Origin of the sequence: Gillisia sp. CAL575, assembly GCF_000403785.1 — a bacterium.
Classification (GTDB): Bacteria; Bacteroidota; Bacteroidia; order Flavobacteriales; family Flavobacteriaceae; genus Gillisia.
Genome location: NZ_APHJ01000031.1, coordinates 1 through 23,425, shown reverse-complemented (window position 1 = coordinate 23,425; position 23,425 = coordinate 1). Strand labels below are relative to the sequence as shown.

19 protein-coding genes are annotated in these 23,425 nt (G+C 33.9%); 10 read left to right on the top strand and 9 right to left on the bottom strand.

Annotation, left to right across the window (positions count from 1 at the left end; all coding sequences use genetic code 11):
- Window positions 1–54 precede the first annotated feature (54 nt).
- From cmk to rpsA, 3 genes are all read left to right on the top strand, one after another.
- Window positions 55–756, top strand: a complete 702-nt coding sequence (cmk, locus tag I130_RS11155; protein ID WP_034923045.1) for a (d)CMP kinase — start codon at window positions 55–57, stop codon at window positions 754–756.
- Window positions 757–772: 16 nt separating this feature from the next.
- Window positions 773–1,939: an MFS transporter gene (locus tag I130_RS11150; protein WP_034923044.1), complete on the top strand. Its 1,167-nt coding sequence runs from the start codon at window positions 773–775 to the stop codon at window positions 1,937–1,939.
- Between the two features lie 171 nt (window positions 1,940–2,110).
- Window positions 2,111–3,937: a 30S ribosomal protein S1 gene (gene rpsA / locus I130_RS11145; protein ID WP_034923041.1), complete on the top strand. Its 1,827-nt coding sequence runs from the start codon at window positions 2,111–2,113 to the stop codon at window positions 3,935–3,937.
- An 84-nt stretch (window positions 3,938–4,021) separates the two neighbouring features.
- On the opposite strand, the gene I130_RS11140 is transcribed toward rpsA, so the two are convergent.
- From I130_RS11140 to I130_RS11115, 6 genes are all read right to left on the bottom strand, one after another.
- Entirely contained in the window at window positions 4,022–4,423 is a 402-nt protein-coding gene (locus tag I130_RS11140; RefSeq protein WP_034923039.1) for a response regulator, read from the bottom strand.
- A complete protein-coding gene (locus I130_RS16280) occupies window positions 4,410–7,514 on the bottom strand; it encodes a PAS domain S-box protein (RefSeq protein WP_051119693.1) in 3,105 nt (1,034 codons plus the stop codon). Before I130_RS16280 ends, I130_RS11140 begins: the two co-directional genes overlap by 14 nt.
- 70 nt (window positions 7,515–7,584) lie before the next feature.
- Window positions 7,585–8,001 (bottom strand): response regulator, encoded by a 417-nt coding sequence (locus I130_RS11130; protein WP_034923133.1) that lies wholly within the window; start codon window positions 7,999–8,001, stop codon window positions 7,585–7,587.
- Window positions 8,002–8,163: 162 nt separating this feature from the next.
- Window positions 8,164–9,258, bottom strand: a complete 1,095-nt coding sequence (gene amrB / locus I130_RS11125; RefSeq protein WP_034923131.1) for an AmmeMemoRadiSam system protein B — start codon at window positions 9,256–9,258, stop codon at window positions 8,164–8,166.
- A 2-nt stretch (window positions 9,259–9,260) separates the two neighbouring features.
- The gene (locus tag I130_RS11120; protein ID WP_034923038.1) at window positions 9,261–9,740 is read right to left on the bottom strand and encodes a hypothetical protein; all 480 of its coding nucleotides are present in this window, start codon (window positions 9,738–9,740) and stop codon (window positions 9,261–9,263) included.
- Between the two features lie 126 nt (window positions 9,741–9,866).
- Window positions 9,867–11,045, bottom strand: coding sequence for an MFS transporter (locus I130_RS11115; protein WP_034923037.1), 1,179 nt, complete (start codon window positions 11,043–11,045; stop codon window positions 9,867–9,869).
- 365 nt (window positions 11,046–11,410) lie between these two features.
- On the opposite strand from I130_RS11115, the gene I130_RS11110 reads away from it, so the two are divergent.
- The 7 genes from I130_RS11110 to I130_RS11080 all read left to right on the top strand — a co-directional run bounded on the left by I130_RS11110 (window position 11,411) and on the right by I130_RS11080 (window position 16,847).
- Window positions 11,411–12,202, top strand: coding sequence for a ferritin-like domain-containing protein (locus I130_RS11110; RefSeq protein WP_051119692.1), 792 nt, complete (start codon window positions 11,411–11,413; stop codon window positions 12,200–12,202).
- A gap of 28 nt (window positions 12,203–12,230) precedes the next feature.
- The gene (locus I130_RS11105) at window positions 12,231–13,049 is read left to right on the top strand and encodes a ferritin-like domain-containing protein (RefSeq protein ID WP_034923036.1); all 819 of its coding nucleotides are present in this window, start codon (window positions 12,231–12,233) and stop codon (window positions 13,047–13,049) included.
- A gap of 166 nt (window positions 13,050–13,215) precedes the next feature.
- The gene (pyrR, locus tag I130_RS11100; protein ID WP_034923035.1) at window positions 13,216–13,800 is read left to right on the top strand and encodes a bifunctional pyr operon transcriptional regulator/uracil phosphoribosyltransferase PyrR; all 585 of its coding nucleotides are present in this window, start codon (window positions 13,216–13,218) and stop codon (window positions 13,798–13,800) included.
- Complete coding sequence (locus I130_RS11095) at window positions 13,797–14,726, top strand: aspartate carbamoyltransferase catalytic subunit (protein WP_034923033.1); 930 nt, start codon at window positions 13,797–13,799, stop codon at window positions 14,724–14,726. The genes pyrR and I130_RS11095 overlap by 4 nt, the downstream gene beginning before the upstream one ends.
- Window positions 14,727–14,752: 26 nt before the next feature.
- Window positions 14,753–15,085, top strand: coding sequence for a hypothetical protein (locus I130_RS11090; RefSeq protein WP_034923032.1), 333 nt, complete (start codon window positions 14,753–14,755; stop codon window positions 15,083–15,085).
- 176 nt (window positions 15,086–15,261) lie between these two features.
- Window positions 15,262–16,167 (top strand): ribonuclease Z, encoded by a 906-nt coding sequence (locus I130_RS11085; RefSeq protein WP_034923031.1) that lies wholly within the window; start codon window positions 15,262–15,264, stop codon window positions 16,165–16,167.
- A 173-nt stretch (window positions 16,168–16,340) separates the two neighbouring features.
- Window positions 16,341–16,847, top strand: coding sequence for a CAP domain-containing protein (locus tag I130_RS11080; protein WP_034923030.1), 507 nt, complete (start codon window positions 16,341–16,343; stop codon window positions 16,845–16,847).
- Window positions 16,848–17,287: 440 nt separating this feature from the next.
- On the opposite strand, the gene I130_RS11075 is transcribed toward I130_RS11080, so the two are convergent.
- The 3 genes from I130_RS11075 to I130_RS11065 form a co-directional block, all read right to left on the bottom strand.
- The gene (locus I130_RS11075; RefSeq protein WP_034923029.1) at window positions 17,288–19,174 is read right to left on the bottom strand and encodes an OmpA family protein; all 1,887 of its coding nucleotides are present in this window, start codon (window positions 19,172–19,174) and stop codon (window positions 17,288–17,290) included.
- 16 nt (window positions 19,175–19,190) lie between these two features.
- Entirely contained in the window at window positions 19,191–20,105 is a 915-nt protein-coding gene (locus tag I130_RS11070) for a type IX secretion system membrane protein PorP/SprF (RefSeq protein WP_034923028.1), read from the bottom strand.
- Window positions 20,106–20,115: 10 nt separating this feature from the next.
- On the bottom strand, window positions 20,116–23,425 hold a 3,310-nt coding region (locus I130_RS11065; protein ID WP_034923027.1), incomplete at its 5' end, for an Ig-like domain-containing protein.

Genomic DNA, 23,425 nt, shown 5'->3' with positions numbered 1-23,425 from the left:
TATTTATCTTTGAAGTTGAAAAGTAAACAGGAATAATCCATTAAATCTAATAGATTGACAGATCATAAAATTACCATAGCAATAGACGGTTTTTCTTCTACAGGAAAAAGCACAGTAGCAAAACAACTAGCCAAAGAATTAAGTTATGTATATGTAGATACTGGTGCTATGTATAGAGCTATTACGCTATATGCAATGAGAAAAAAATATATCACCAAGGATACTTTTGATGAAGAAAGTTTAATTAAAGACTTGCCTTCTTTAAATTTAAAATTTGCTTTCGAGGCTTCTCGTGGTTTCGCTGCTATATATTTGAATGATGAAAATATTGAGGATGAGGTTCGTACTTTAGAAGTTTCTCAGTACGTAAGTAGGGTAGCGGCAGTTTCAAAAGTTCGTGCTAAACTTGTTTCTCAACAACAACTAATGGGCTTGGAGAAAGGAGTGGTAATGGATGGTAGAGATATTGGAACGGTTGTTTTTCCTAATGCTGAATTAAAGATCTTTATGACCGCCACTGCAGAGGAAAGAGCAAAGCGCCGATTTAAGGAAATGAAAGAAAAAGGGCAGGAAGTGAGTTACGATGAGGTTCTCAAAAATGTAGAAGAGAGAGACCATTTAGATACCACTAGAGAAGATTCTCCTTTAGTAAAAGCCGATGATGCCATAGAAATTGATAATTCTTCATTAACATTGGAGGAGCAGTTCAATACCTTGCTTAATATTGCCAATGATGTTATAGCTAAGCCTAATTAAAACTTGCCAAAGCTGAATGACTGAGGCTAAACTTCCCAATTCATTATTATATTTAATGGCTGTTGGAGCAGGATTGGTGGTAGCCAATAACTATTATAATCAGCCGCTTTTAAATCTTATAGCAGAAACTTATCAGGTTAAAGAAACAGCTGTTAGTAATATTCCTTTATTTACTCAAATAGGATATGCCTTAGGATTATTATTTATAATTCCACTCGGAGATAAATTTCCCCGAAAAAAACTTATCCTAATAGATTTTATCGCAATTGTAATCAGCTTGCTGGCAGCTGCTTTAGCACCTTCGTTATTAATTCTTACTATTGCCAGTTTTTTTATTGGATTTTCTTCAGTAGTTCCCCAACTCTTTGTTCCAATGGCTGCCCAGTTAGCTTCAGAAGAAAGGAAAGGAAGAGCCATAGGTATTGTGATGAGCGGACTGCTAATTGGAATCTTGGGAAGTAGATTTATAAGCGGAATGGTAGGTGAGTATCTTGGTTGGAGAGCCATGTATTATATTGCTACAGGAATTATGCTGATCTATTGGGTGTTGCTTAAATACAAGTTACCAGAACTAGCTCCAGATTTTAAAGGTACTTATGCACAACTAATGAAATCTATACTGCATTACTTTAGATCTGAAAGTTCGGTAAGATTAGCGGCCATGAGAGGAGGATTAGGATTTGCAGGATTTAGTGCATTTTGGACCACCTTGGTATTTCTAATGGAAGATTCATTTAATTATGGAAGCGCCGTTACAGGTGCTTTTGGAATTCTGGGAATTGGAGGTGCGCTTGCCGCTACTGTTATGGGAAAACTTAGTGATAGTATGAATAAAAACAGACTTATCACCATTTCTACTTTTTTAATGATCGTGGCTTGGGGAATATTCGTGTTTTCCGGTAGTTCTATTATAGGTTTGATAATAGGAGTGATCTTGGTTGATATGGGATTACAATCTTTACATATTACTAATCAGAACATCATCTTTTCAAAAAATCAGAATGCTAGAAATAGAATCAATACTATCTATATGGTTGGGTATTTTATTGGAGGAGCTTTAGGTACTATTACAGGTGCTTATGCATGGCAAGAATTTGGTTGGACCGGGGTCGCAACACTTGGACTTATCTACTCTGTACTTATTTTAATCTTTCATTTTTTATTTAAAAATTCAGTTTCATAAAACAGAGTTCTCAAATATTTGAATATAACAAATTAAGTTGTATTTTTGCACTCCTTTTTAGATAAAGAAATGGAAATAGAAAAGGGTTGAAAATCAAATATATAATCACTTCTGTGTTTAATTATCTGAAATTTCCATAAAGAACATAGAATACAAATATTACAATCAGCAATGGCTGAAGAAACAAAAAATCAAGAAGTTCAAGAGTCTAACTCTGAAGTTTCAAACCACGCGGCACCGTCTGCACAACAGGAAAACCCTGAACAATTCTTAAAAGACTTTAACTGGCACAACTACGAAGAAGGAATAGATCCTGTAGATGATACTAAGTTAGTAGAATTTGAGAAGTTAGTAGCTGAAAACTTTGTAGATACTTTAGATGATGAAGTTACTACTGGTAGAGTTATTAATATCACAGATCGTGATGCTATTATTGACATTAACGCGAAAAGTGAAGGAGTTATCTCTTTAAACGAATTCCGTTACAATCCAGATCTTAAAGTTGGAGATGAGGTTGAAGTTTTAATTGATGTACGTGAAGACGCTACAGGTCAATTAATCCTTTCTCACCGTAAAGCTCGTGTGATCATGGCTTGGGATCGTGTGAACAAAGCACATGATGAAGCATTAATCGTAAACGGTTTTGTTAAATGTCGTACTAAAGGTGGTATGATCGTAGATGTATTTGGAATTGAGGCATTCTTGCCAGGTTCTCAAATCGACGTGAAGCCAATTAGAGATTACGATGCTTACGTAGGTAAAACAATGGAATTCAAAGTTGTGAAAATCAACCACGAATTTAAGAATGTTGTTGTATCTCACAAAGCGCTTATCGAAGCGGATATCGAAGAGCAGAAAAAAGAAATTATTGGTCAACTAGAAAAAGGTCAAGTATTAGAAGGTACTGTTAAGAATATTACTTCTTATGGTGTATTCGTAGATCTTGGTGGAGTTGATGGATTGGTTCACATTACAGATCTTTCTTGGTCTCGTATAAACCATCCTAACGAAATAGTTGAATTAGACCAGAAATTAAATGTTGTTATTCTTGACTTCGATGAAGCTAAGACTAGAATTCAATTAGGTTTAAAACAATTACACAAACATCCATGGGAAGCTTTAGACGAAAACCTTAAAGTTGGAGACAACGTTAAAGGAAAAGTAGTTGTAATTGCAGATTACGGAGCATTCATTGAAGTTGCTGAAGGAGTTGAAGGACTTATTCACGTTTCTGAAATGTCTTGGAGTACGCATTTACGTTCAGCTCAGGATTTTGTTAAAGTAGGGGATGAGATTGAAGCTCAAATCTTAACTTTAGATCGTGACGATCGTAAAATGTCTCTTGGTATTAAGCAATTAAGCGCAGATCCATGGACAGATATTACTTCTAAGTATCCAGTTGGTTCTAAGCACACAGGTATTGTACGTAACTTTACAAACTTTGGTGTATTTGTAGAATTGGAAGAAGGAATTGACGGACTTATTTATATTTCTGACCTTTCTTGGACTAAGAAGATCAAGCATCCATCTGAATTTACTAACGTAGGTGATAAGTTGGAAGTTGTTGTATTAGAATTAGATGTAGAAGGACGTAAATTAAGTTTAGGTCACAAGCAAACTGAATCTAACCCTTGGGATAAATATGAAACTGAATTCGCTGTAGGTACTACACATACTGCGGAAATAGCTGAAATAGTAGACAAAGGTGCAACTATAGAGTTTAATGAGGATATCACTGCATTCGTTCCTACTCGTCATCTTGAAAAAGAAGATGGTAAGAAACTTAATGCTGGTGAGTCTGCGGAGTTCCAAATTATTGAATTCAACAAAGAATTCAAGAGAGTGGTAGCTTCACATATGGCTATACATAAAGAAGAAGAGCAAAAAATCGTGAAACAAGCTGCTAAAAAATCAGCTCAAAACACTGAGAAAACCACTATTGGTGATGTAAATGCAGATCTTCAAGCATTAAAAGACAAAATGGAAGGGAAAGGATAGTCTTTCAAAACCATTAGTTTTTAAGCTTAAAAAGAAAAAGCCTCCTAAATTTTAGGAGGCTTTTTTTAATGCTTTTATTTAAAGTTAATTATTGCCACCATCATGCAGTAATTGTTGTAGAGTATCTAGTGTTATAGGTTTCACTAGATAATTATTTACATTATCGTATTCCTTAGCCTTTTCAACATCAGTAGGATCTACAGAGGAGGTAATTATATAAATAGTAATCTTTCTTTCGGTCTTGATCTTTGTAAACTCATCTAAAAATTGCCACCCATCCATAATGGGCATGTTAAGATCTAACAAGATGATATCTGGTAATCTTTCACCAGCTTTTATTATGGATTTAAGGTTATTAAGAGCTTCTTCTCCATTATGAAATATCATAAAAGCTGTACAAAAATCAGCATATTGCATAATTTTCTTCGCTCCAAAAACAAAAATTGGATCATCATCTATAATGCAGGCGATATCAATTTTTTTCATGCTTTAAATATAATTTGAATGTTGTTCCTTTGTCTACTTCACTTTCTACTTCGATTCTTCCACCTAAAGATTCTATTTGATTCTTAGTAATAAATAACCCAATCCCTCTAGATTCCTTATTTTTATGGAAGGTTTTATACATTCCGAATATCTTTGACTTGTGTTTTTTAAGATCTATACCTAGTCCATTATCACTAATACTTACTAAAACAAAGTTTTCTTCTATTTTAGAATCTATTTTGACAAAAGAAGCTCTTTCTAACGATCTATATTTAATTCCGTTAGTCAAGAAATTTAGAATAATGCTATCCAAATATGCCTGTAAGCCCTGAACTTCATGTTTAGGATCAATATTGTTTATAATTTCCACTTCAGCATCATTAGCAATTCCTGCTACGTTTCTAATAGATTGTACAGTAGTATTATATAAATTAATTGAGATTAAACTGTCATCAATATTGGTGTTTATTAAAACTACTTCATTTAAATGAGCGATAGTTTCTTTTAGATTTTCTGAAGCAAGCTTTAGCATCGTCATAATTTCATTGTCCTCGGCTTCTGGGAAGTCTTGTAAAAACAAACTTAAAAGCATGGCGAAATTACCGGAATGTGATCTTAGGTTATGAGAAACTATATGAGCAAAATTCTTTAAACGATCATTTTGATCACTAGTAACTACTAACAATGATTTAATTTCATTTTCAACTCTCTTAATCTCGGTTATCTCTGCTGCTACTCCTAAGTATCCAATAATATTATCCTTATCCTTCACAGGAGTTACTGTAAGTTGTACTGGAAATTGTACTCCATCTTTTCGAACGTAGGTCCATTCTCTTGTGTCGTAGTCATCGCTGATAGCCAAGGTTCTAAAAACATCAAAATTTTCGATTTTTTTATTGGAATCAGCTGAAAGTTCCTCTCCTCTCTTTTGGATCTCCGATTTAAGATGGATTTTTGCTGGTGATTCTTTACCTATCATTTCATCTTTAGAATAGCCTAATAAGTTTTCAGCTCCTCTATTAAATGTTGTGATATTACCATCCATATCGGTTCCTATAATGCTTACATGGGTACTAGAATCTAATATTCCCTCTAATTTGGCAAGAGTCTCCTGAAGCTTTTGAGCTGCGATTTTCCTTGGAGTAATATCTGTAATTTGACCAATAAAATATAAAGGATTTCCTTGGTCATTCTTAACAACAGAAACCGATAGGATTGTATGTACTATAGATCCATTTTTATGAATAAACCTTTGTTCGTTATTTAAGTAGGACTTCTTACCAGATAAAAATTCCTTTAATAATGCTATGTTAGTAAATATGTCGTCTTTATGAGTTATATCGAAAACAGTTAAACTTAATAACTCTTCTCTTGTATAACCTACAATTTTGCTTAGTTGATCATTCACTTCCAGCCATTCTGTTTTCTCATTAAGAATAGCCATTCCAATAACTGCATTTTCAAAATTACCTCTAAAAGCGGCTTCGCTAATTTTTAGTTGTTGCGTGGTTTTTTTAATTTTAGTGATGTCATGCATAGTGACAACAGCCCCAAAAACGTTTCCATCTTCCCCAACTAATTGAGATCCTGCGGCTACAATATGTTTTATCTCTCCGTTATTAGGAGAAATTATGAACTCTTTTGTAGTAACATCTCCAGTATATAAAGCCTGAATGAGCGGGATATCTTCCGTCTTTAAGGGGGATTTTCCATCTAAATGGAATAAACCGTAGTGATTGGAAAATTCTGAAACCGGAATTGGCTCTGCTGGTAATCCATGCCATTTCTTAGTGGCATTATTAAATAACGTGAGATTTCCTTCTCTATCGCAGGAAACTATCCCAACTTCTATACTATTAAGTATGGTTTCTAAAAGAGTTTGTTTTTCGTTATTTAACCTGTTTGCTTCTTTCCTAATATGGATATCTTGAAAAAGACCATAGAGACGTTCACATTTACCATTTTTAAATTCTGAAATTCCAATTGCTCTAACCCATTTTCTATTTCCGTTACCAGTAATTATTTCTACTTCGATATCGTAGTTTTCCCCATTTTCTAAAGCTGCTTTTACAGAATTCTCAACAGTATCTCTGTGAATACCTTTAGGATAAAAATTTATTGCTTCCTCTAATATTGGAGTGAAATCCTGAGCAACTTCATGAATTTCTTTTGTTACCTCACTCCAATGAGCTTCACTTTTAATAAGATCTACTTCCCATGTGCCAATCATTGCAGCTTTGTTAGATCTTTCCAAAAGGTCTTGATATTTCTCTAAGAGTAGCGCATGCTTTTTGCGTTCTGTAATGTCCTGGTGACTTCCAGTCATCCATTCAGGTTTACCATCTTTTGTCCAGCTTCCCACTTTACCGGTATCTTTAACCCAAATCCATTCCCCTTCTTTATTTTTGAACCTTGATTCTATTACATAATACTCCGTCTTTCCAAGAAAATGTTCTTCTAACAACCTGTTAGAGCGTTCATGATCTTCTGGGTGTGCAAACTTCTCCCAGGTTTTCATATTTGTTGGCTGCAACTCTGCTAAGGTATAACCTAAAATATTTGCCCATTTTTCATTAAAAATAGCTTCTCCGGTTTGCACATTCCATTCCCAAGTACCAATGTTGGTACTCTCAATAATACGTTCAAGGCGTTTTGCTTTTTGTTGACTGTCTTGTCTAGATTCGGGTTCATTTGCTAATGAAGTGTTCCCTACAAGTATTGCCGTTACTTTGTTGTCTGAATTTCTTAATGCAATTGCCTTGCTATTAAAATGAATACTTGATCCAGATTTAGACGTGTAAGAAATTTCCAAATTAACAGGATCAGAAAATTTTGTAAATTGATTTTTAACTGAAAATATAACTCTTTCGTATTCTTTCTTATCTAGGATACTAATAGGAGATAAGAGTTCATTCTTCATTATATCTGGATCAAAATCTAAAGATTTTAGGAGCTTTTGATCAATAAAAATATCACTGGTTTTTTCTAAATCTATAAACCAATATCCATATAATGAAAAATCCTGAATAAAGTTAAAAAAGGACTCTTCCTTTCGAATTAAATTATATAGGGATTTTTTTAAAACTGTCATTGTGGTAGGATTGCAAACTTCATTTATAACTAAATAAAAAAAAATATTATTTATATGTTTAGCCTAATTTCTAAACGTATTCCGGAAATTTCTCTTTTAGAATATCCATAACTCCATCTTTAAATAAAGGTTTATTAAGATAACCAGAAATTTGAGGTATGTCTTTGGCCTTATCTCTTTCATCAGGATTAAGAGAAGTGGTTAGCATTACCACAATTGCTTTGCTTTTTTGTGTCTCTTCTAAATGAGTATAGTTTTCTAGAAATTCCCATCCATTCATTCCAGGCATATTGATATCTAAAAAGATTAAATCTGGTTGAGGATGATTTTCTTTATCTGTAGATTTTAAATATTCCAAAGCTTCAAATCCACCTTGTACTGCCATGATTTTTTCAGTACAATCAATCTTTTTTAATACTCTTTCATTGATGAAATTTGTAGGTAAATCATCATCAACTAATAAGATGCAGGTTAGTTTTTTTTTCATAAAGTAATCTTTTAACAAGGTATTTATACCGTTTAATAGGGTAAACGATTTGGGAATCGATTTATAATATTTGGTTTCAAGTATGATTCTTGTAGCAATTTAGATAAATTTGATTAAATCCAGATAATAAAAGCACAACTTAGTACAGGCTTATTTATTTAATCAATTGTATTTAATTCCTGCATATCCTACCCAATGTGTGTTTTTGGCAGGAGCAGTTGTACCCATTCCTAGATCATCTACCTTAATATGTTTGTTGTGAATGCTTGATCTATAATCTACTAGTTCCCCATATAATGGTTTATTATGTAGAATTAGATTTAATTTATTAGCCATTAAAACTCCAAAAGGAATGGAATATCTTCCACACCAAGTCCAATTATATTCCATATAGTTTTCTTCTTTCACTGTGACTTTATTGAATTCACTAATCCCTTCCTTTGATATTTCTTCTGTCAAAAAGTTCTTAATGATATCCAGATCCTTTAGATAAGCTTTAGAAGTGCCTACACTATCCACTCCAAAAGGAGCTAGATTGGAATTACCCCATCCTTCATTTCCATAATGAATAGCATCACTTGAAATTACCACAGCTAGATCTTCTCCATAATTCAAGTTGTTTTCCCTCATAAGATTAGCAAGAGCTTGAGCTATAACTTCTGAAAAAGAGTTCATATTTTCAAATGAGTTATATGGAACAAGCATTGGAATTATCTGTACAGATTTGTTGTTCTGCTGAAGGAACGGCGTAATAGCTTCTAAAGAATGTTCTAACTGCATCATTTCATTTTGAATGATATAAGTGCTATCTGGAATTAATGAAAGTAACCTGTCTCTTAACGGCGAAATTTTAATGTTTCCAAAGGCTGTTTGCCATTCCTTGAAAGAACCAAATACAATTTTATCCTTGATGTCGAAATTCCGTGCTCTATGCGCAACTCCTATGAGTACAATGGTGTTTGCTTTTATGCTGGAAAGTGTTTTTTTATAAAGGCCAGCAGCATAGGCATAATCATCATGAGGGCAAATTAATGCTTTGCTTATTTCAGAAGTAATAATTTTGTCTTCTGCAGCTATCCTAGACAAGATGCTATCCATTTGCCATTTGTATTGAGGGAAACCAATAGTGTCTTCTAAATGCCTTATTTGAATATTTACATCAGAAAAATTCTCATTAGCTTTCTGTTGACCAAAACATAGCACACTAAATATAAAAAAGCTAAATGTGAGTAAATTTTCAATTTTAAATGTTTTCATTCTCATTGTAAAGTAATTTCTTGAAGTTCCAATTCATAATCATACTGTAGGTCTTCATGTAAAAGTAAAATTCCTTTCTTAACTAGCAGTAACTGTCTATTATACAAATTCAAAAGCGTTGTGTTTCTTTTAATTGAAGGTGAAAAATCGGATAATTGAGAACAAAAGAATAATAGGAGTTCAACTTCAGTTTCCTTCTTTTTGGAATATCTTATATACTTTTTAATCATTTTTAAGATCTTCCGAACACTTTTCTTTATGAGATAAAAATTCTTTTTATTAATAAGACCAAATTGAATTTCCACCTCTTGCTTAATTTGAGAGATAAATTCTTCTTCATCTATAGAATCAAATAAAACATAGGTGAGTAGTTCTTTATTCTCTTTTTTGAATTTAGAAAGCTGCAAACAATACTCTAGTAGTTCTTCCTTAGATCTATGGCCAAGCTCATCTTTTAGCTCTTTAATACTGGCAACCTTCATTTTTAATGTGTTTTTATTTATTCATGAATAATCTAGCAAGAAATAGGTGATCTAAACTTCAGCTTTTTAAACCTAATAGCCAGTTTTCATTTGAAAGATTTTTAATTGTTATTTCTTCCGATTCAATTAGCTAATGGGTTTTGTATTCTGAAATAATGCAATAACTCCTATAATAGGACCGATTCCCAATATTAAATATAAAAATTTTGGATCTATGTAATTGCTAATTATAGAAATGGATTGTATGCTTACTATTGTGATTGCAAAACCTATACTATTAACCAAGGTCAACGAAGTTGCTCTATATTCAGCAGGAGTATTTTTAGCTACCAAAGAAGAAAATAAAGGAGAGTCTGCTACTACCACCATTCCCCAGAAAATTAGAAATGTTATGAATATTACATTAGAGTCTGTATAAAATAAGACAGGGGATATCAAGCAACAAAATCCTGATAATAATAGAGCAGTACGTGCAATCTTTTTTTCTCCATAGATATTGCAAAGTAAACCTGCAATTACACATGCTATGCTACCAATACCAATAATAGTAAAGGAGAGTAGAGAAATGTTAGGTGTAGTTGAGTTATGAAAACTAAAATAAGTTGTCAATATAATTGGAATAAATGCCCAAAATGAATACAACTCCCACATATGTCCAAAATAGCCTAATGCTGCAATTCTTAGTTTAGGATCTTTAAAGATCAACTTAGCTGTTTTAAATGCGGGTTTATAGTTTCTTTTCCTATATGGACCATTGGGAACAAATAATAAAATTAAAAAGCCTCCAAGAATTGCTATTGCTGAAGTAGCTAGTATTACAGTTTTCCAGGAGATCTTATTGGCGAAACCATTTAATAAATGTGGAAATGCTGTACCTAGAACCAATGCGCCTACAAGAAACCCAAGAGCTTTCCCTAATCCCTTATCACTATAGTCAGATGCTATCTTCATTCCTACTGGGTAAATTCCAGCTAAAAAAAAACCACTGGAAAATCTTATTATTAGAAGGCTTAGAAAATTATTAGTTTCTAGAATGGTTGCTGCATTAATTCCAGCTCCTAGTAACGCACAAACAAAGAATACTTTTGATGGGGAGAATCTGTCTGCAATAGAAAATACAGCAAAGAGAAGAGTTCCTATTATAAAACCAAATTGTACCGCAGATGTTAAATGTTCTAGCGCATTATTATTTAATTGAAAATTTAAAAGCAACTCTCCTAAAACAGCATTTGTTGCGAACCAAAGAGAAGTGCAGCAAAATTGTGCAAATACAATTATGAAAATAGTGAATCTGATATTTTTCATAAATGATCTAACTAAATAAAATTGCATTTAATCATACTTAAATTCAGTATTAGCGGGGTGAAGATACATAAACTATTATGGAGGAAAATAAATCAATCTTCTTCAAAAGCTTTATTTAAAAGTTAAAGAATTAATTATTTTAGTTAATTACATGATAATTAACAATTTAATAAAAACCAAGACGGCACTTCTTTCGTAGGTTTAAATGACACTCTTCCAGAGTGTTATAGATATCATTAAAATCCCCCCATTTAATGTTCTAATATTTTTGATTGCCCTCGATTTTCCGATTCGCTTAACCAAAGTACCTGAATAAAGATATCCTGCTTAGCGTGGTTTAACATTATTAATTAAAATTATTAATTATGAAAAAACCAATGATCAATGTGCAGTCGTTTCACGATGGGCGCGAAGGAAAAATGAATTCGAGAAGACAGTTTCTCAAAATTGGAGGTTTAGCTGTAGTAGGCTCGAGTCTCTTCCTCTATTCTTGTGAGGAAGATGGAATCGCAGATGAAGAAATTAATGCGCTAGATGCAAAAGGCGTAGATAATAAGAGAGTATTCAATCTCGGGAAAGGAGATCTGGGAATCCTTAATTATGCTTATGTTTTAGAGCAATTAGAAGCGGCGTTCTATACAGAGGTTGTAAATGGTTTCTATTATAATTCATTACCAGAATCTAATCGAGGAGAAAAACAAATCTTAAGGGACATTTGGTACCATGAAGTAATTCATAGGGATTTCTTAAAAGCAGCTTTAAACTCTATTGCGCCTCCGGGTAAAGTTGCTCCAGAATTAAATTTCAATTTTAGTGGCGTAGATTTTAGCAGTCGAGATAATGTATTAACGGTATCTCAAATTTTAGAAGACACAGGGGTGTCAGCTTATAATGGAGCCGGAAAATTATTGGAAAGCGCAGATTATTTGTTGCTTGCAGGGAAAATAGTTTCAGTAGAAGCAAGGCATGCCTCAGCAATAAGAGATCTTATTAGACCTGGTACAACCTATTTCGCAGGAGATGATGTTCTAGTAGATCTTGGAGGATCTGGAATTGCTTACGATAAAGCAGTTGCGCCCCGTGATGTTTTAGCCGCGGTAGCTTCAACAGGTTTTCTTGAAACCAAGATCATAGCAAATAACTTACCTACCGCTTAATTAATTACTAATCTTAAAATTAAACATTATGAATATTATAAAATTTTTAGATGATCTCTCCGATAAACAACTTTTTGAAACTAAAGGTTCAAGAAGAGATTCCTTTAATCAAATGAAAAATGTAGGCAAAAATATGGCTTTAGCTTCCATACCATTTGCATTGGCTGCAACAAGTAAAAAAACGTCTGCGGCCACCATGTCAATGTCATCGGCAATGTTCCAGGCATCCCCTACAGATATTTTAAATTTCGCGCTTACCTTAGAATATTTAGAGCGTGATTTTTATCAAATGGGAATGGATACTTCAGGACTTATTCCAGCGGCGGATCGAGATGTCTTTGGTCAAATACTAAAGCATGAAGTTTCTCATGTAGATTTTCTAGCTACAGCCTTAGGTGATGCTGCTATCGAAAAACCAGAATTTGATTTCTCAGGTGGTCCGGGAGGATTAAGTTTAGACACTTTCGGTAATTATCAAATCTTTCTTGCATTATCTCAGGGTTTCGAGGATACTGGTGTAAGAGCTTATAAAGGTCAAGCTGGAGCATTGATAGATAACGATGTGCTTTTGGAATATGCCTTGCAAATTCATTCGGTAGAAGCCAGACATGCATCTCAAGTGCGAAGAATGCGTGGTGAAAAAGGTTGGATTACTTTTAATGATAATACACTTCCTGACGCTTTCAGCGGTATTTATGCTGGGGAACAAAACACTGTTCAAGGAGGAGTAAATCTTTCCGGTATGTTTGAGGATTTTGGAGGGGATGCAGCGGTTACAGAAGCATTTGACGAACCATTAACTATGGAAGAAGTAAATGCTATCGCCAGCGTATTTATTGTGAGTTAGGGATTAAAATTGTTATTGAAAAAGAAAGATCATGCGTTAGGAGATACTCCCTATAGCATGATCTTATTTTTTGAAGAATAGGTTCGTTTTAAATCCCAATTAAAAACCTTGAGTCTAAATCAAAAAAAATCTTACTTTTGTTTCTCAATCAACATCAGTTTCTATTATGAGTCAAAAAATGTTGCTTAATTCTAAAGAGATCAACATTATTCTTCGTCGTTTAGCTTGCCAGTTAGTAGAAAATCATCCTAATTTTGAAAATACTGTAATTATTGGAATTCAACCTCGGGGGGTGTTTTTAGCCAATAGAATTCTTCAGTTATTAGAAGAAGAGTATGGTATAAAAAATATTGAATCGGGACAACTAGATATCACATTTTACAGGGATGACTTCAGAAGGAGCATTAAACCCTTAGAAGCAAATAAAACTAAGATTGATTTTATTGTTGAAGATAAACAAGTGATCTTTATAGATGATGTTCTCTATACTGGACGGAGTATTCGTTCAGCCTTAACTGCAATTCAGTCTTTTGGTAGACCTAAAGAAATAGAATTACTTACTCTAATAGATAGAAGATTCAGCAGGCATTTACCCATACAACCAGATTATAATGGGAGGCAGGTAGATGCAATTAATGATGAGCAAGTAAAAGTGCATTGGCAAGAAATACATGGCGAAGATGCAGTGTATCTTTTACCTTTTGAAAAAACAGAACAGGAAGTGATTCCACAGAAAAAAGATACTAAATGAGCGAATTAAGTGTAAATCACTTATTGGGAATTAAATATCTTAAAAAAGAAGATATTAACCTGATCTTTAAAACTGCCGATCATTTTAAGGAAGTGATTAATAGACCAATTAAAAAGGTTCCTTCTTTACGAGATATTACCATCGCCAATTTATTTTTTGAAAACAGTACCAGGACCAGACTCTCTTTTGAACTGGCCGAAAAAAGGTTAAGTGCAGACGTTATTAATTTTTCAGCTGCTTCATCCTCAGTAAAAAAAGGAGAAACCTTAATAGACACGGTAAATAACATTCTTGCTATGAAAGTGGATATGGTGGTGATGAGACATCCAAATCCAGGGGCAGGAATTTTTCTTTCCAAGCATGTAGATGCAAGTATTATAAATGCAGGAGATGGAATCCATGAACACCCCACTCAGGCATTATTGGATAGTTATTCCATACGTGAGAAACTTGGCGAAGTAAAAGGTAAGAAAGTTTTAATAGTGGGAGATATTAAGCACAGTAGAGTTGCACTTTCAAATATTTTTGCTTTAAAATTACAAGGGGCTGAAGTAAAGGTTTGTGGTCCAAAAACCTTAATCCCAAAATATATAGAATCTTTAGGGGTAAGTGTTGAAACTAATCTTATAAAAGCATTAGAATGGTGTGATGTCGCTAATATGCTAAGAGTACAAAATGAGCGAATGGAAATTAGTTATTTTCCAACCACTAGAGAATATACACAACAGTTTGGTCTAAATAAACAAATCCTGGATTCTCTTGATAAAGAAATCGTGGTGATGCACCCAGGTCCTATAAATAGGGGAGTGGAGATAACCAGTGATGTTGCAGATTCTAAACAAGCTATTATTTTAGATCAGGTGCAAAATGGAGTTGCAGTAAGAATGGCTGTGATTTATCTATTGGCTTCAAAAATAAATCGATAAGTTTATAGTAGTTTAAAAGAATAAAAATGAAAATTACACGAAAAGAAGAGTTTATTATTTTACAAGATAACAAGAATAATCTCGTGGATTTTGCTGAAAGGATCACAGAGAATTATTCTGATTATAGAAATGATAACGTAATCGTAGATTTGCTGAATTATCAAAATTTTGATGTCAAAGATGCCCTTCTTTTTTTAGAGATTTCTAATATTCATCGTGCAGAAAAAAAATCTTTTGTTATTGTAAACTCAGACATTTCTATAGATGTGATTCCAGATGAATTAATTGTAGTGCCTAGTCTGTTGGAAGCCGGCGATATTATTAAAATGGAAGACTTAGAGAGAGAATTAGGTTTTTAAACTTTTATGGATGGTTTAATTCCTGTTCCCGTTACTTGTCGGGATATTTCGGAATGTGAATTATTATAACATTCCGGATCTATCAGAATAGCGCTACTGAGCTTGACCTAAAGTTCTTGATATATATAAAATATTAAAGACATTCTTTAAATTCTCAAGTTCAAAAAAATAAATGTATGAAATTAACAATACTTGGTTGTTATGCAGCGACCCCAAGAACATTTACAAACCCTACTTCACAAGTACTTGAAATAAACAACCATTTATTCCTAATTGATTGTGGAGAAGGTACCCAAGTTGAATTGCGTAGAAATAAGATAAAATTTTCACGGATCAAAAACATTTTTATCTCACATTTACACGGGGATCATTGCTTTGGACTGGTAGGGCTTATTTCAACTTTTAGACTTTTAAACAGGGAGACAGAACTACATGTTTATGGACCGAAGGGGATCAAGGAAATAATTATACTACAGCTTAAATTGTCTAAATCCTGGACAAATTACCCATTGCATTTTCATGAGTTAAACAGCAAAGAACCTGAATTACTTTTTGAAGATGACAAGGTAACAGTAGAAACAATTCCATTAAATCACAGGATATATACAAATGGATTTTTATTTAAAGAAAAGCCAGGTCCTAGAAAGTTGTTGATTAACGAGATCATGAAATATAATATAGATGTTTCATTATACCAGAGTGTAAAGATGGGTAAGGATGTGGAATCTAATGACGGAGAAATAATTCCGAATCATTTAGTTACAGGTCCTCCAGAAGAACCTATGAGTTATGCATTTTGTAGCGATACTGCCTATTATCCAGAAATGATTGATCAGATTTCTAATACCAAGGTATTATATCACGAATCTACCTTTCTGGAGGTTAATAAGGAATTAGCTGCTCCTACAAAACATTCAACAGCAAAACAGGCAGCTCAAATAGCTAAGGATGCAAAAGTCGAAAAATTAATTCTAGGACACTATTCTACGAGGTATCCTAATATTCAATCATTTAAAGAAGAGGCTATTAGCATATTCCCAAATGTGGAGTTAGCCGATGATGGCAAAATGTTTACCTTTTAACGGATTATTTTTATTTTTCTTACGTATAAACTTCAATATAGAATCAGAAATGTAGGATTTAGCGTACATTATATGTTAAATTTACCATAAAATCGATTAAGTACATGAGATGAAGTGTATTTAATCGATTTTATTTGTAGTTTGGCTATACCAAATCGCTTAACCTACTTATTATGTTGAACTTTACAAAACAATTTTGCGTTGTTTTTGCTTGTATTCTTACGTTTGCATCTTGTTCTAAAGACAATGCTATTCCAGAAAATAATACAGAATTAAAAACCGCCAATCTATCCAATTCTATCACTTACACTTCTTTGGAATCTGAAATTCTAGATGGTGTAAATAAATATAGAATAAGTATAGGGATGAAGGCTCTTACTAGAGTAGATGAAGTTACTTATCAAGCAGATGATCATACTATATATATGACTAGCAATGAAGTAGTAAATCATGATAATTTTAATGTAAGATATAGCAATTTGGTTACTGGCGTTGGAGCCAAAGCAGTAGCAGAAAATGTTGCTTTTGGATATGGGAATGCTGATGCAGTTGTTAAGGCATGGATTGCTAGTGAAGGGCATCGTGTTAATATTGAAGGTGATTTTACGCATTTCGGAATTTCTGTAGATAAAGATAAAAATAGTAAGAATTATTTCACCAATATCTTTATGAGAAGATAATATTTAAGTTCTTGGTTTACCCCGACTATTATTAGTTATAGCATACATTTTACCAAGTCTATAAGTATGTAAAAACCCACCTTCAATGTTTATTGAATTTGGGTTTTTTTAGTTTATTGAATTCAGGTTCTAAAATTCAAGTTTCAGGTTTCAGGAATAACTATATTGGGAGTGTATAATTCAAAAAAAGGGATTTAGATATACGAATTTTATAATATAATGTTCTTGCCTAGATGAATTATTTAGCTCTCTTCAGGACCAGAATAAAGTTAATTGGTTAATATGAGCCTAGCTCTTATAATGTTTAAGGCAATCTATATGATATGACTAATGAAAACTAATTAGCTCAGTGGGGAAGGGATAAATATTAGAAGTTATAACAACGAAAACGCCCAGATAATAAAATACTATCTGGGCGTTTTATATTCTATTATTGAGATCTACTTCATTTTTACAACACTAAACATAGATCTTCTATTTAACTGATGTTCTTTCTTACTACATAGATCACATGCTATAGCTGGTTCTCTTTCACCAAACCCCTCATGTGCATTGATGCGTTCTGGAGCTATTCCATTAGCTACTAAATAATCGTAGGTAGATATAGCTCTTCTTTCAGCTAAACCGACATTATATTGATCAGATCCTCTCTTATCTGTATGGGAACCAATTTTAATCACTAGATCGGGATATTTACCGGTCATTAAATTAACCAATTTATCTAGCTCTTTAGCTGCATCTGGTCTAATATTAGATTTGTCAAAATCGAAATAGATGTTATTTATTTCAGCTAAATATTCTACATCTTCAATAGGGTCTAATTGTATATTATAGATAAGTTCTTCAACATCATCTGTATTATTAGAATCTACTAATCCAGTCATTTCTTTATATTCTATGTGCTTAGCTTCAATAGGGTATTTCATATTTCTATTGATCTCCTGCTCATAGTTCCCATCTATATCCGTTTCAATAAAAGCCAATTGCTTATTGTCTGGTGTGAATAAACGCACTGTAGCATTTGGAATTGGATCTCCATTCACCTTGTCTGTTACTTGTCCTTTTAAAATCAATATTTTCAGTAAGTTGAATCCGTAGATATCATCACTTCCGGATCCGCCAGCTCTGTTAGAAGCAAAGTAACCTAAGTTGCTCTCCTCTTTTTGAAAATATGCGAAATCGTCTAGATTGCTATTTATTGGTTCTCCAATATTAGTTACTTCTGAAGCTTCTTTAGAAAGATCTACTTTAAAGATATCCATCAAACCGAAGCCTGCATGCCCGTTAGAAGAAAAGTATAGAATTGAATCTTTAGCCATAAAAGGGAAAGATTCGTCTAGACTAGTATTGATCTTAGTTCCAAGATTCACGGGATTCCCGAACATATTGTTCTCCATAATCTCGACTTTGTATAAATCTGCACCACCAAAACCATTTGGCATATCAGAAACAAAATAAAGTATTGTCCCATCTGAAGATAAACTTGGGTTCCCAACTGAATATCCATTATCGTTAAATGGAAGTTCCATTATGTCTCCCCATGAATTGTTATTATTGGTTGCTCTATATAACTTTAGATTATTAGTTTCATCCTTAAGTTTTTTACCCTCTTTATTATTAAGGTAGTTATTTCTAGTGAAGTACATGTATTTACCATCCTTAGTAATAGCAAGTGGACCTTCATGCAAAACTGTATTGATATCTCCAGCTACAGAAGATACTGTTTCAGAATTAGCACCTAATTGATAAATATCCAAAAATGGTTCTCCGTTCCAGGAATAAACCTTATTCTTTTTGGACATTCCGCCATCTCTTGCAGATACTATATAAGTAACGCCATCATGCTCATAAGCTCCAAAATCACTATATCCAGAGTTGAAGGCAACTTTATCTAAAGTGTAATTATCCTTTATTTTAAAGTCTGCTATATCTTTAGAAAGCAATTCGTCCACTTCAGCTTTGTTCTTTCCAGCAGTACTATATTTCTTTAGCCATTCTTTAGATTCGTCATATCGTTTAACTCCTCGTAAGGCTTGTGCATATTTAAAATAATACTCTGGAGAAATACTGGTGTCTTTAACAGCTTCTGCATAATAAAAAACGGCGTTCTCAGGGCTGCTAAGTTTTAGATAACTATCTCCAAGTTTACTTTGATTGTAAGTGGTGTTAAAATCTTTTTCTATAAGTTCCTTATAAACATCTACAGCTTCAATATAAGCGAGATCTTGGTATAAACGATCTGCTTTTTTCTGCTTACCGTTTTGTGCGGAGGCCATAAAACTATTTCCAATAAATAGTAGGAGTATTAAGTAGTTGAAATTCTTCATAATAGTTTTATTTATGTTAGAAAAATCTTGGAGATTTATATTTGGTATTCTTAGATCTCAGTTCGAAAATCAAAAGAATTTCATGAGATCCAGAGGTATAAGGTCTAAGATCTGAAATTGAATATTCGTAAGCATAACCAATTCTTAAAGACGGTAAGATCTGGAAATCTGCAAATGCACCCACAGCATCATCTAATCTATAAGTCCCTCCTAAATATAATTTTTCGTCATAAATAACCGTTCCAGACATATCAAAAGATAGGGGAGCCCCTTTAGTAGCTTTAACAAGTGCAGTTGGTCGTAGTTTCCAAGTTTCGTTAAGATCAAATACATAACCACCAGTAAGGTAATAGTGTACCTGCTCCAGAGCCACATACTGGCTAAAATCGTTATTATCGTTATTTATTAATTTAGGAGCAGAAAGACCTAGGTACCAATCCTGAGCAGATAGATAAACTCCTGCACCAAAATTAGGTGTCCATTTGTTGAATTGATCGTTGAAAAATGGATCACTAAGAACAGATGGTTCTACAAATAGATCTTCATCCAGATCATAGTAACTGGCACCTCCCTTTAAACCAAATGCAAGGGTAGTATTATCGCTTACATTTATAGTGTAAGAGAAATCGGCATATAGATAAGTATATTTTTCATAACCAGCTTTATCATTAATCACAGATAAACCTAGACCAATTTTTTCGTTATTCAGAGGTGTATTAATAGACAACGTCTGAGTTACGGGACCTCCACTTAATCCAGCCCATTGATTTCTGTTCAAAGCAGTTAATGAAAACCCATCTCTGCTTCCTGCGTAGGCCGGATTTATAGATATGGTGTTATACATATATTGCGTGAACTGCGGTAATTGCTGAGCATTTGATGTAAAGAGACCAACAAAAAATATCGTTATAAGGATATAGAAGTTTTTCATGTTTATAGCTTTATTTAGTTCCTAAGTAGATGTATCCTTGAATTGGTTGTAAACCACCTGCACCATTAATTTCTATGATGTAGTAGTAGGTTCCTGAAGGCAATTGGTTTGAACTTGTAAATGATTTATCTGAGAATCCATCCCAATTGTTTTGATAATTTTTCATGGTGTAGATCTCTGCTCCCCATCTATTGAAGATCTTCACATCGAATGTAAATCCACAATCTAGATCCACGCCAATTGTAAAGAAGTCATTAAATCCATCGCCATTTGGTGTTACTGCTTTAGAGATACTATCTCTAATATCGTCTATGCTACAATCTAAAACGATACAAGTAGCATCTATTGTTAATTGAACCTCTGTCGTAGAAGGACAGTTCCCTGCAATAACATAATTGAAGGTATAAGTTCCCAGATCATTCTCAAATGAACTTAAGTCTAAGTTACTACCATCTAAGCTACCTACTGTATTTGGGTTTTCCCAAGTTCCTGTGCGATCGAAATCTCCAATTAATAAGTCGAATAAGTTATAAAAACCATTATCATAACATTGTGATACATTAGTTCTTGTTTCAATTACCACAGCTATTGGTTCATTAACAGTCACTTCAGTTATTTCAGAATCTTGTTCAAATCCGTCCTGCGCAATTACAGAATAGGTGCCTGGCTCAAGATCTGCAAAAACTCCGCTTTCTTGGTAATCTACTCCATTAAGGCTATAAGTTAAACCATCAATTGTTTCTACCGTGATAGTACCAGTTGGATTTTCACAAGTTGGTTGAGTTACCGTCACCGTTGGTGGGGCAGGAGGAGCATCATCTACTGGATTTACAGTTATTGTAACTGTAGCAGTATCTGTTCCACCATTTCCATCCGAAATTGTGTATTCAAAAGAATCAGTTCCATTGAAATCTGGATTAGGAGTGTAAGTAATAGTTCCATTTTCATTGATCACAGCTGTTCCATTAGAGGGAGTAGTAACCGCAGTTACAGTTAAACCATTCCCATCTATATCGCTGTCATTGTTAAGTACAGAAACTGTTATTGGATTATCTTCATCTGTTGTAGCTACGTCATCTACTGCAACTGGTGCATCGTTTATCGCATTTACAGTAATAGTTACTGTAGCCGTATCCGTTCCTCCATTTCCATCTGAAATTGTGTATTCAAAAGAATCAGTTCCGTTGAAGTTTTCATTTGGAGTGTAAGTAATAGCTCCATTTTCGTTGATCACTACAGTTCCGTTTGAAGGAGAAGTTGTACTTACAACAGAAAGTGCATCTTCATCTAGATCACTATCATTATCAAGAACTGAAACAGTTATTGGAGTATCTTCATTAGTTGAAGCCGAGTCATCCAAGGCTATAGGAGCGTCATTTACAGGAACCACGGTTATTGTAACTGTTGCAGTATCTGTTCCGCCGTTACCATCAGATATCGTGTATTCAAAAGAATCTGTTCCGTTATAATTTGCATTTGGAGTGTAAGTGAAAGTTCCGTTTTCATTTAGAACTACAGTTCCATTGCTAGTATTAGTATTGCTAATAATTGTAAGTGGATCTCCATCTGGATCTGAATCGTTACCTAGAACTGAAATTATTACAGAAGTATCTTCATTAGTTGTAACAGCATCATCTACAGCAACCGGAGTTCCTTTAACAAGGACAGTAAAGCTACATTCAGTTATATTTCCTGAAGCATCTGTTGCAACATGAGTTACTACTGTAGTTCCTATTGGGAATTGAGCCCCAGAAGCTAATCCTGAAGTTCTTTCTACTGTTACATTACAATTATCTGTGGCAGTGATCTCGGTATATGTAACTACCGCATAATTTTGACCTATCGCATTAGTTGTGATAATATTACTTGGACAAGCTATTGTTGGATCTTCATTATCTGTTACTATCACATCAAAGGATACAGTAGAGGTATTTCCAGCAGCATCTGTCGCAGTATAAGTTACTGTTGTAGTTCCCACTGGGAATTCACTTCCGGAAGCAAGACTTCCTTCATTTAGTGTTACTACAGTTCCATCACAATTATCTGTTGCAGTAGGAGCAGAGAAAGAAACTTCTGCGCCACAAACATCGGCATCAGTATCAATTTCGATATTAGATACAGGTTCAAAAGTTGGATCTTCATTATCGGTTACTGTTACATCGAAACTACATGAAGCTGAATTTCCAGCTGCATCGGTAGCAGTGAAGGTTACAGTTGTAGTTCCCACTGGGAATACTTCTCCTGAAGCAGGACCAGCAGTTTGAGTTACAGTTACATCTAATCCTGAATTATCTGAAGCAGATGGAATTTCAAAAGAAACTACCGCTCCACAAATTCCAGCATCAACCTTCATGTCTATATTTGTAGGACAAAAAATTACTGGTGGTTCTTTATCTTCTACGGTAATAGTTAGATTACAAGTTGAAGTATTTCCAGAAGCATCTGTAGCAGTGAATTCTACTACAGATTCTCCTATTGGGAATTGACTTCCTGAAGTTAATCCAGCAGTTTGTTCTACAGTTACATTACAATTGTCTGTAGCTGTTGCATTTTCAAAATTTACTATTGCATAACTCTCGCCACTTTCAGTGATAGTAACTATAGCAGAAGGACAAGTTATTGTAGGATCTTCATTATCTGTTACGATCACATTAAAGGATACAGAAGAAGTATTTCCTGCAACATCTGTAGCAGTGTAAGTCACTGTGGTAGTTCCCACAGGGAATTCACTTCCAGAACCCAGGCTTCCTTCGTTTAGTGTTACCACAGTTCCATCACAGTTGTCTGTTGCAGTAGGAGCAGAGAAAGAAACTTTCGCGCCACATGCATTAGAATCTGTGTCAACATCAATATTGGACATTTCTGATAGTTCTGGATCTTCAGTGTCAGGAATTGCTATGATTTCAATTTCAGTTGAATCAGAGATACATTCTCCATCAATAAATCTTGCAGTTACAAAGTATGTTGCAGGCGCTAAGTCATTGAACAATCCGCTAGTTTGATAATTTATACCGTCAATGCTAAATTCAGTTCCTTCCATCTCAGTAATAGAAATTGAACCATTATTTAGATTACAAGTTGTGTTAACAGTAGAGGAAACAATAGGAGCAGCTGGAGTTTCAAGTCGCTCATTTACTTCTACATTCTCACTTGCTGGAGAAATACATCCTGCTTCATTAGTCACTGTAAAGGAATAGGTACCTGCAGTTGCAGTTACTAGTCCTGAATCAGAAACACTCATTACAGAAGGAGTGAAGTTGTAAATATTATCAGCATTGAAATCTACTATTTGGAAGGTTCCAGTTGCAGACTCACATGTT

Coding starts and splice junctions, on each gene's coding strand:
- I130_RS11095 (WP_034923033.1), top strand. CDS start 13,797: ATGAGCGAATTAAGTGTAAATCACTTATTGGGAATTAAATATCTTAAA.
- I130_RS11080 (WP_034923030.1), top strand. CDS start 16,341: ATGTTGAACTTTACAAAACAATTTTGCGTTGTTTTTGCTTGTATTCTT.
- I130_RS11085 (WP_034923031.1), top strand. CDS start 15,262: ATGAAATTAACAATACTTGGTTGTTATGCAGCGACCCCAAGAACATTT.
- I130_RS11090 (WP_034923032.1), top strand. CDS start 14,753: ATGAAAATTACACGAAAAGAAGAGTTTATTATTTTACAAGATAACAAG.
- I130_RS11070 (WP_034923028.1), bottom strand. CDS start 20,105: ATGAAAAACTTCTATATCCTTATAACGATATTTTTTGTTGGTCTCTTT.
- I130_RS11140 (WP_034923039.1), bottom strand. CDS start 4,423: ATGAAAAAAATTGATATCGCCTGCATTATAGATGATGATCCAATTTTT.
- I130_RS11110 (WP_051119692.1), top strand. CDS start 11,411: ATGAAAAAACCAATGATCAATGTGCAGTCGTTTCACGATGGGCGCGAA.
- I130_RS11105 (WP_034923036.1), top strand. CDS start 12,231: ATGAATATTATAAAATTTTTAGATGATCTCTCCGATAAACAACTTTTT.
- I130_RS16280 (WP_051119693.1), bottom strand. CDS start 7,514: ATGACAGTTTTAAAAAAATCCCTATATAATTTAATTCGAAAGGAAGAG.
- I130_RS11115 (WP_034923037.1), bottom strand. CDS start 11,045: ATGAAAAATATCAGATTCACTATTTTCATAATTGTATTTGCACAATTT.
- rpsA (WP_034923041.1), top strand. CDS start 2,111: ATGGCTGAAGAAACAAAAAATCAAGAAGTTCAAGAGTCTAACTCTGAA.
- I130_RS11150 (WP_034923044.1), top strand. CDS start 773: ATGACTGAGGCTAAACTTCCCAATTCATTATTATATTTAATGGCTGTT.
- pyrR (WP_034923035.1), top strand. CDS start 13,216: ATGAGTCAAAAAATGTTGCTTAATTCTAAAGAGATCAACATTATTCTT.
- I130_RS11075 (WP_034923029.1), bottom strand. CDS start 19,174: ATGAAGAATTTCAACTACTTAATACTCCTACTATTTATTGGAAATAGT.
- I130_RS11130 (WP_034923133.1), bottom strand. CDS start 8,001: ATGAAAAAAAAACTAACCTGCATCTTATTAGTTGATGATGATTTACCT.
- amrB (WP_034923131.1), bottom strand. CDS start 9,258: ATGAAAACATTTAAAATTGAAAATTTACTCACATTTAGCTTTTTTATA.
- I130_RS11120 (WP_034923038.1), bottom strand. CDS start 9,740: ATGAAGGTTGCCAGTATTAAAGAGCTAAAAGATGAGCTTGGCCATAGA.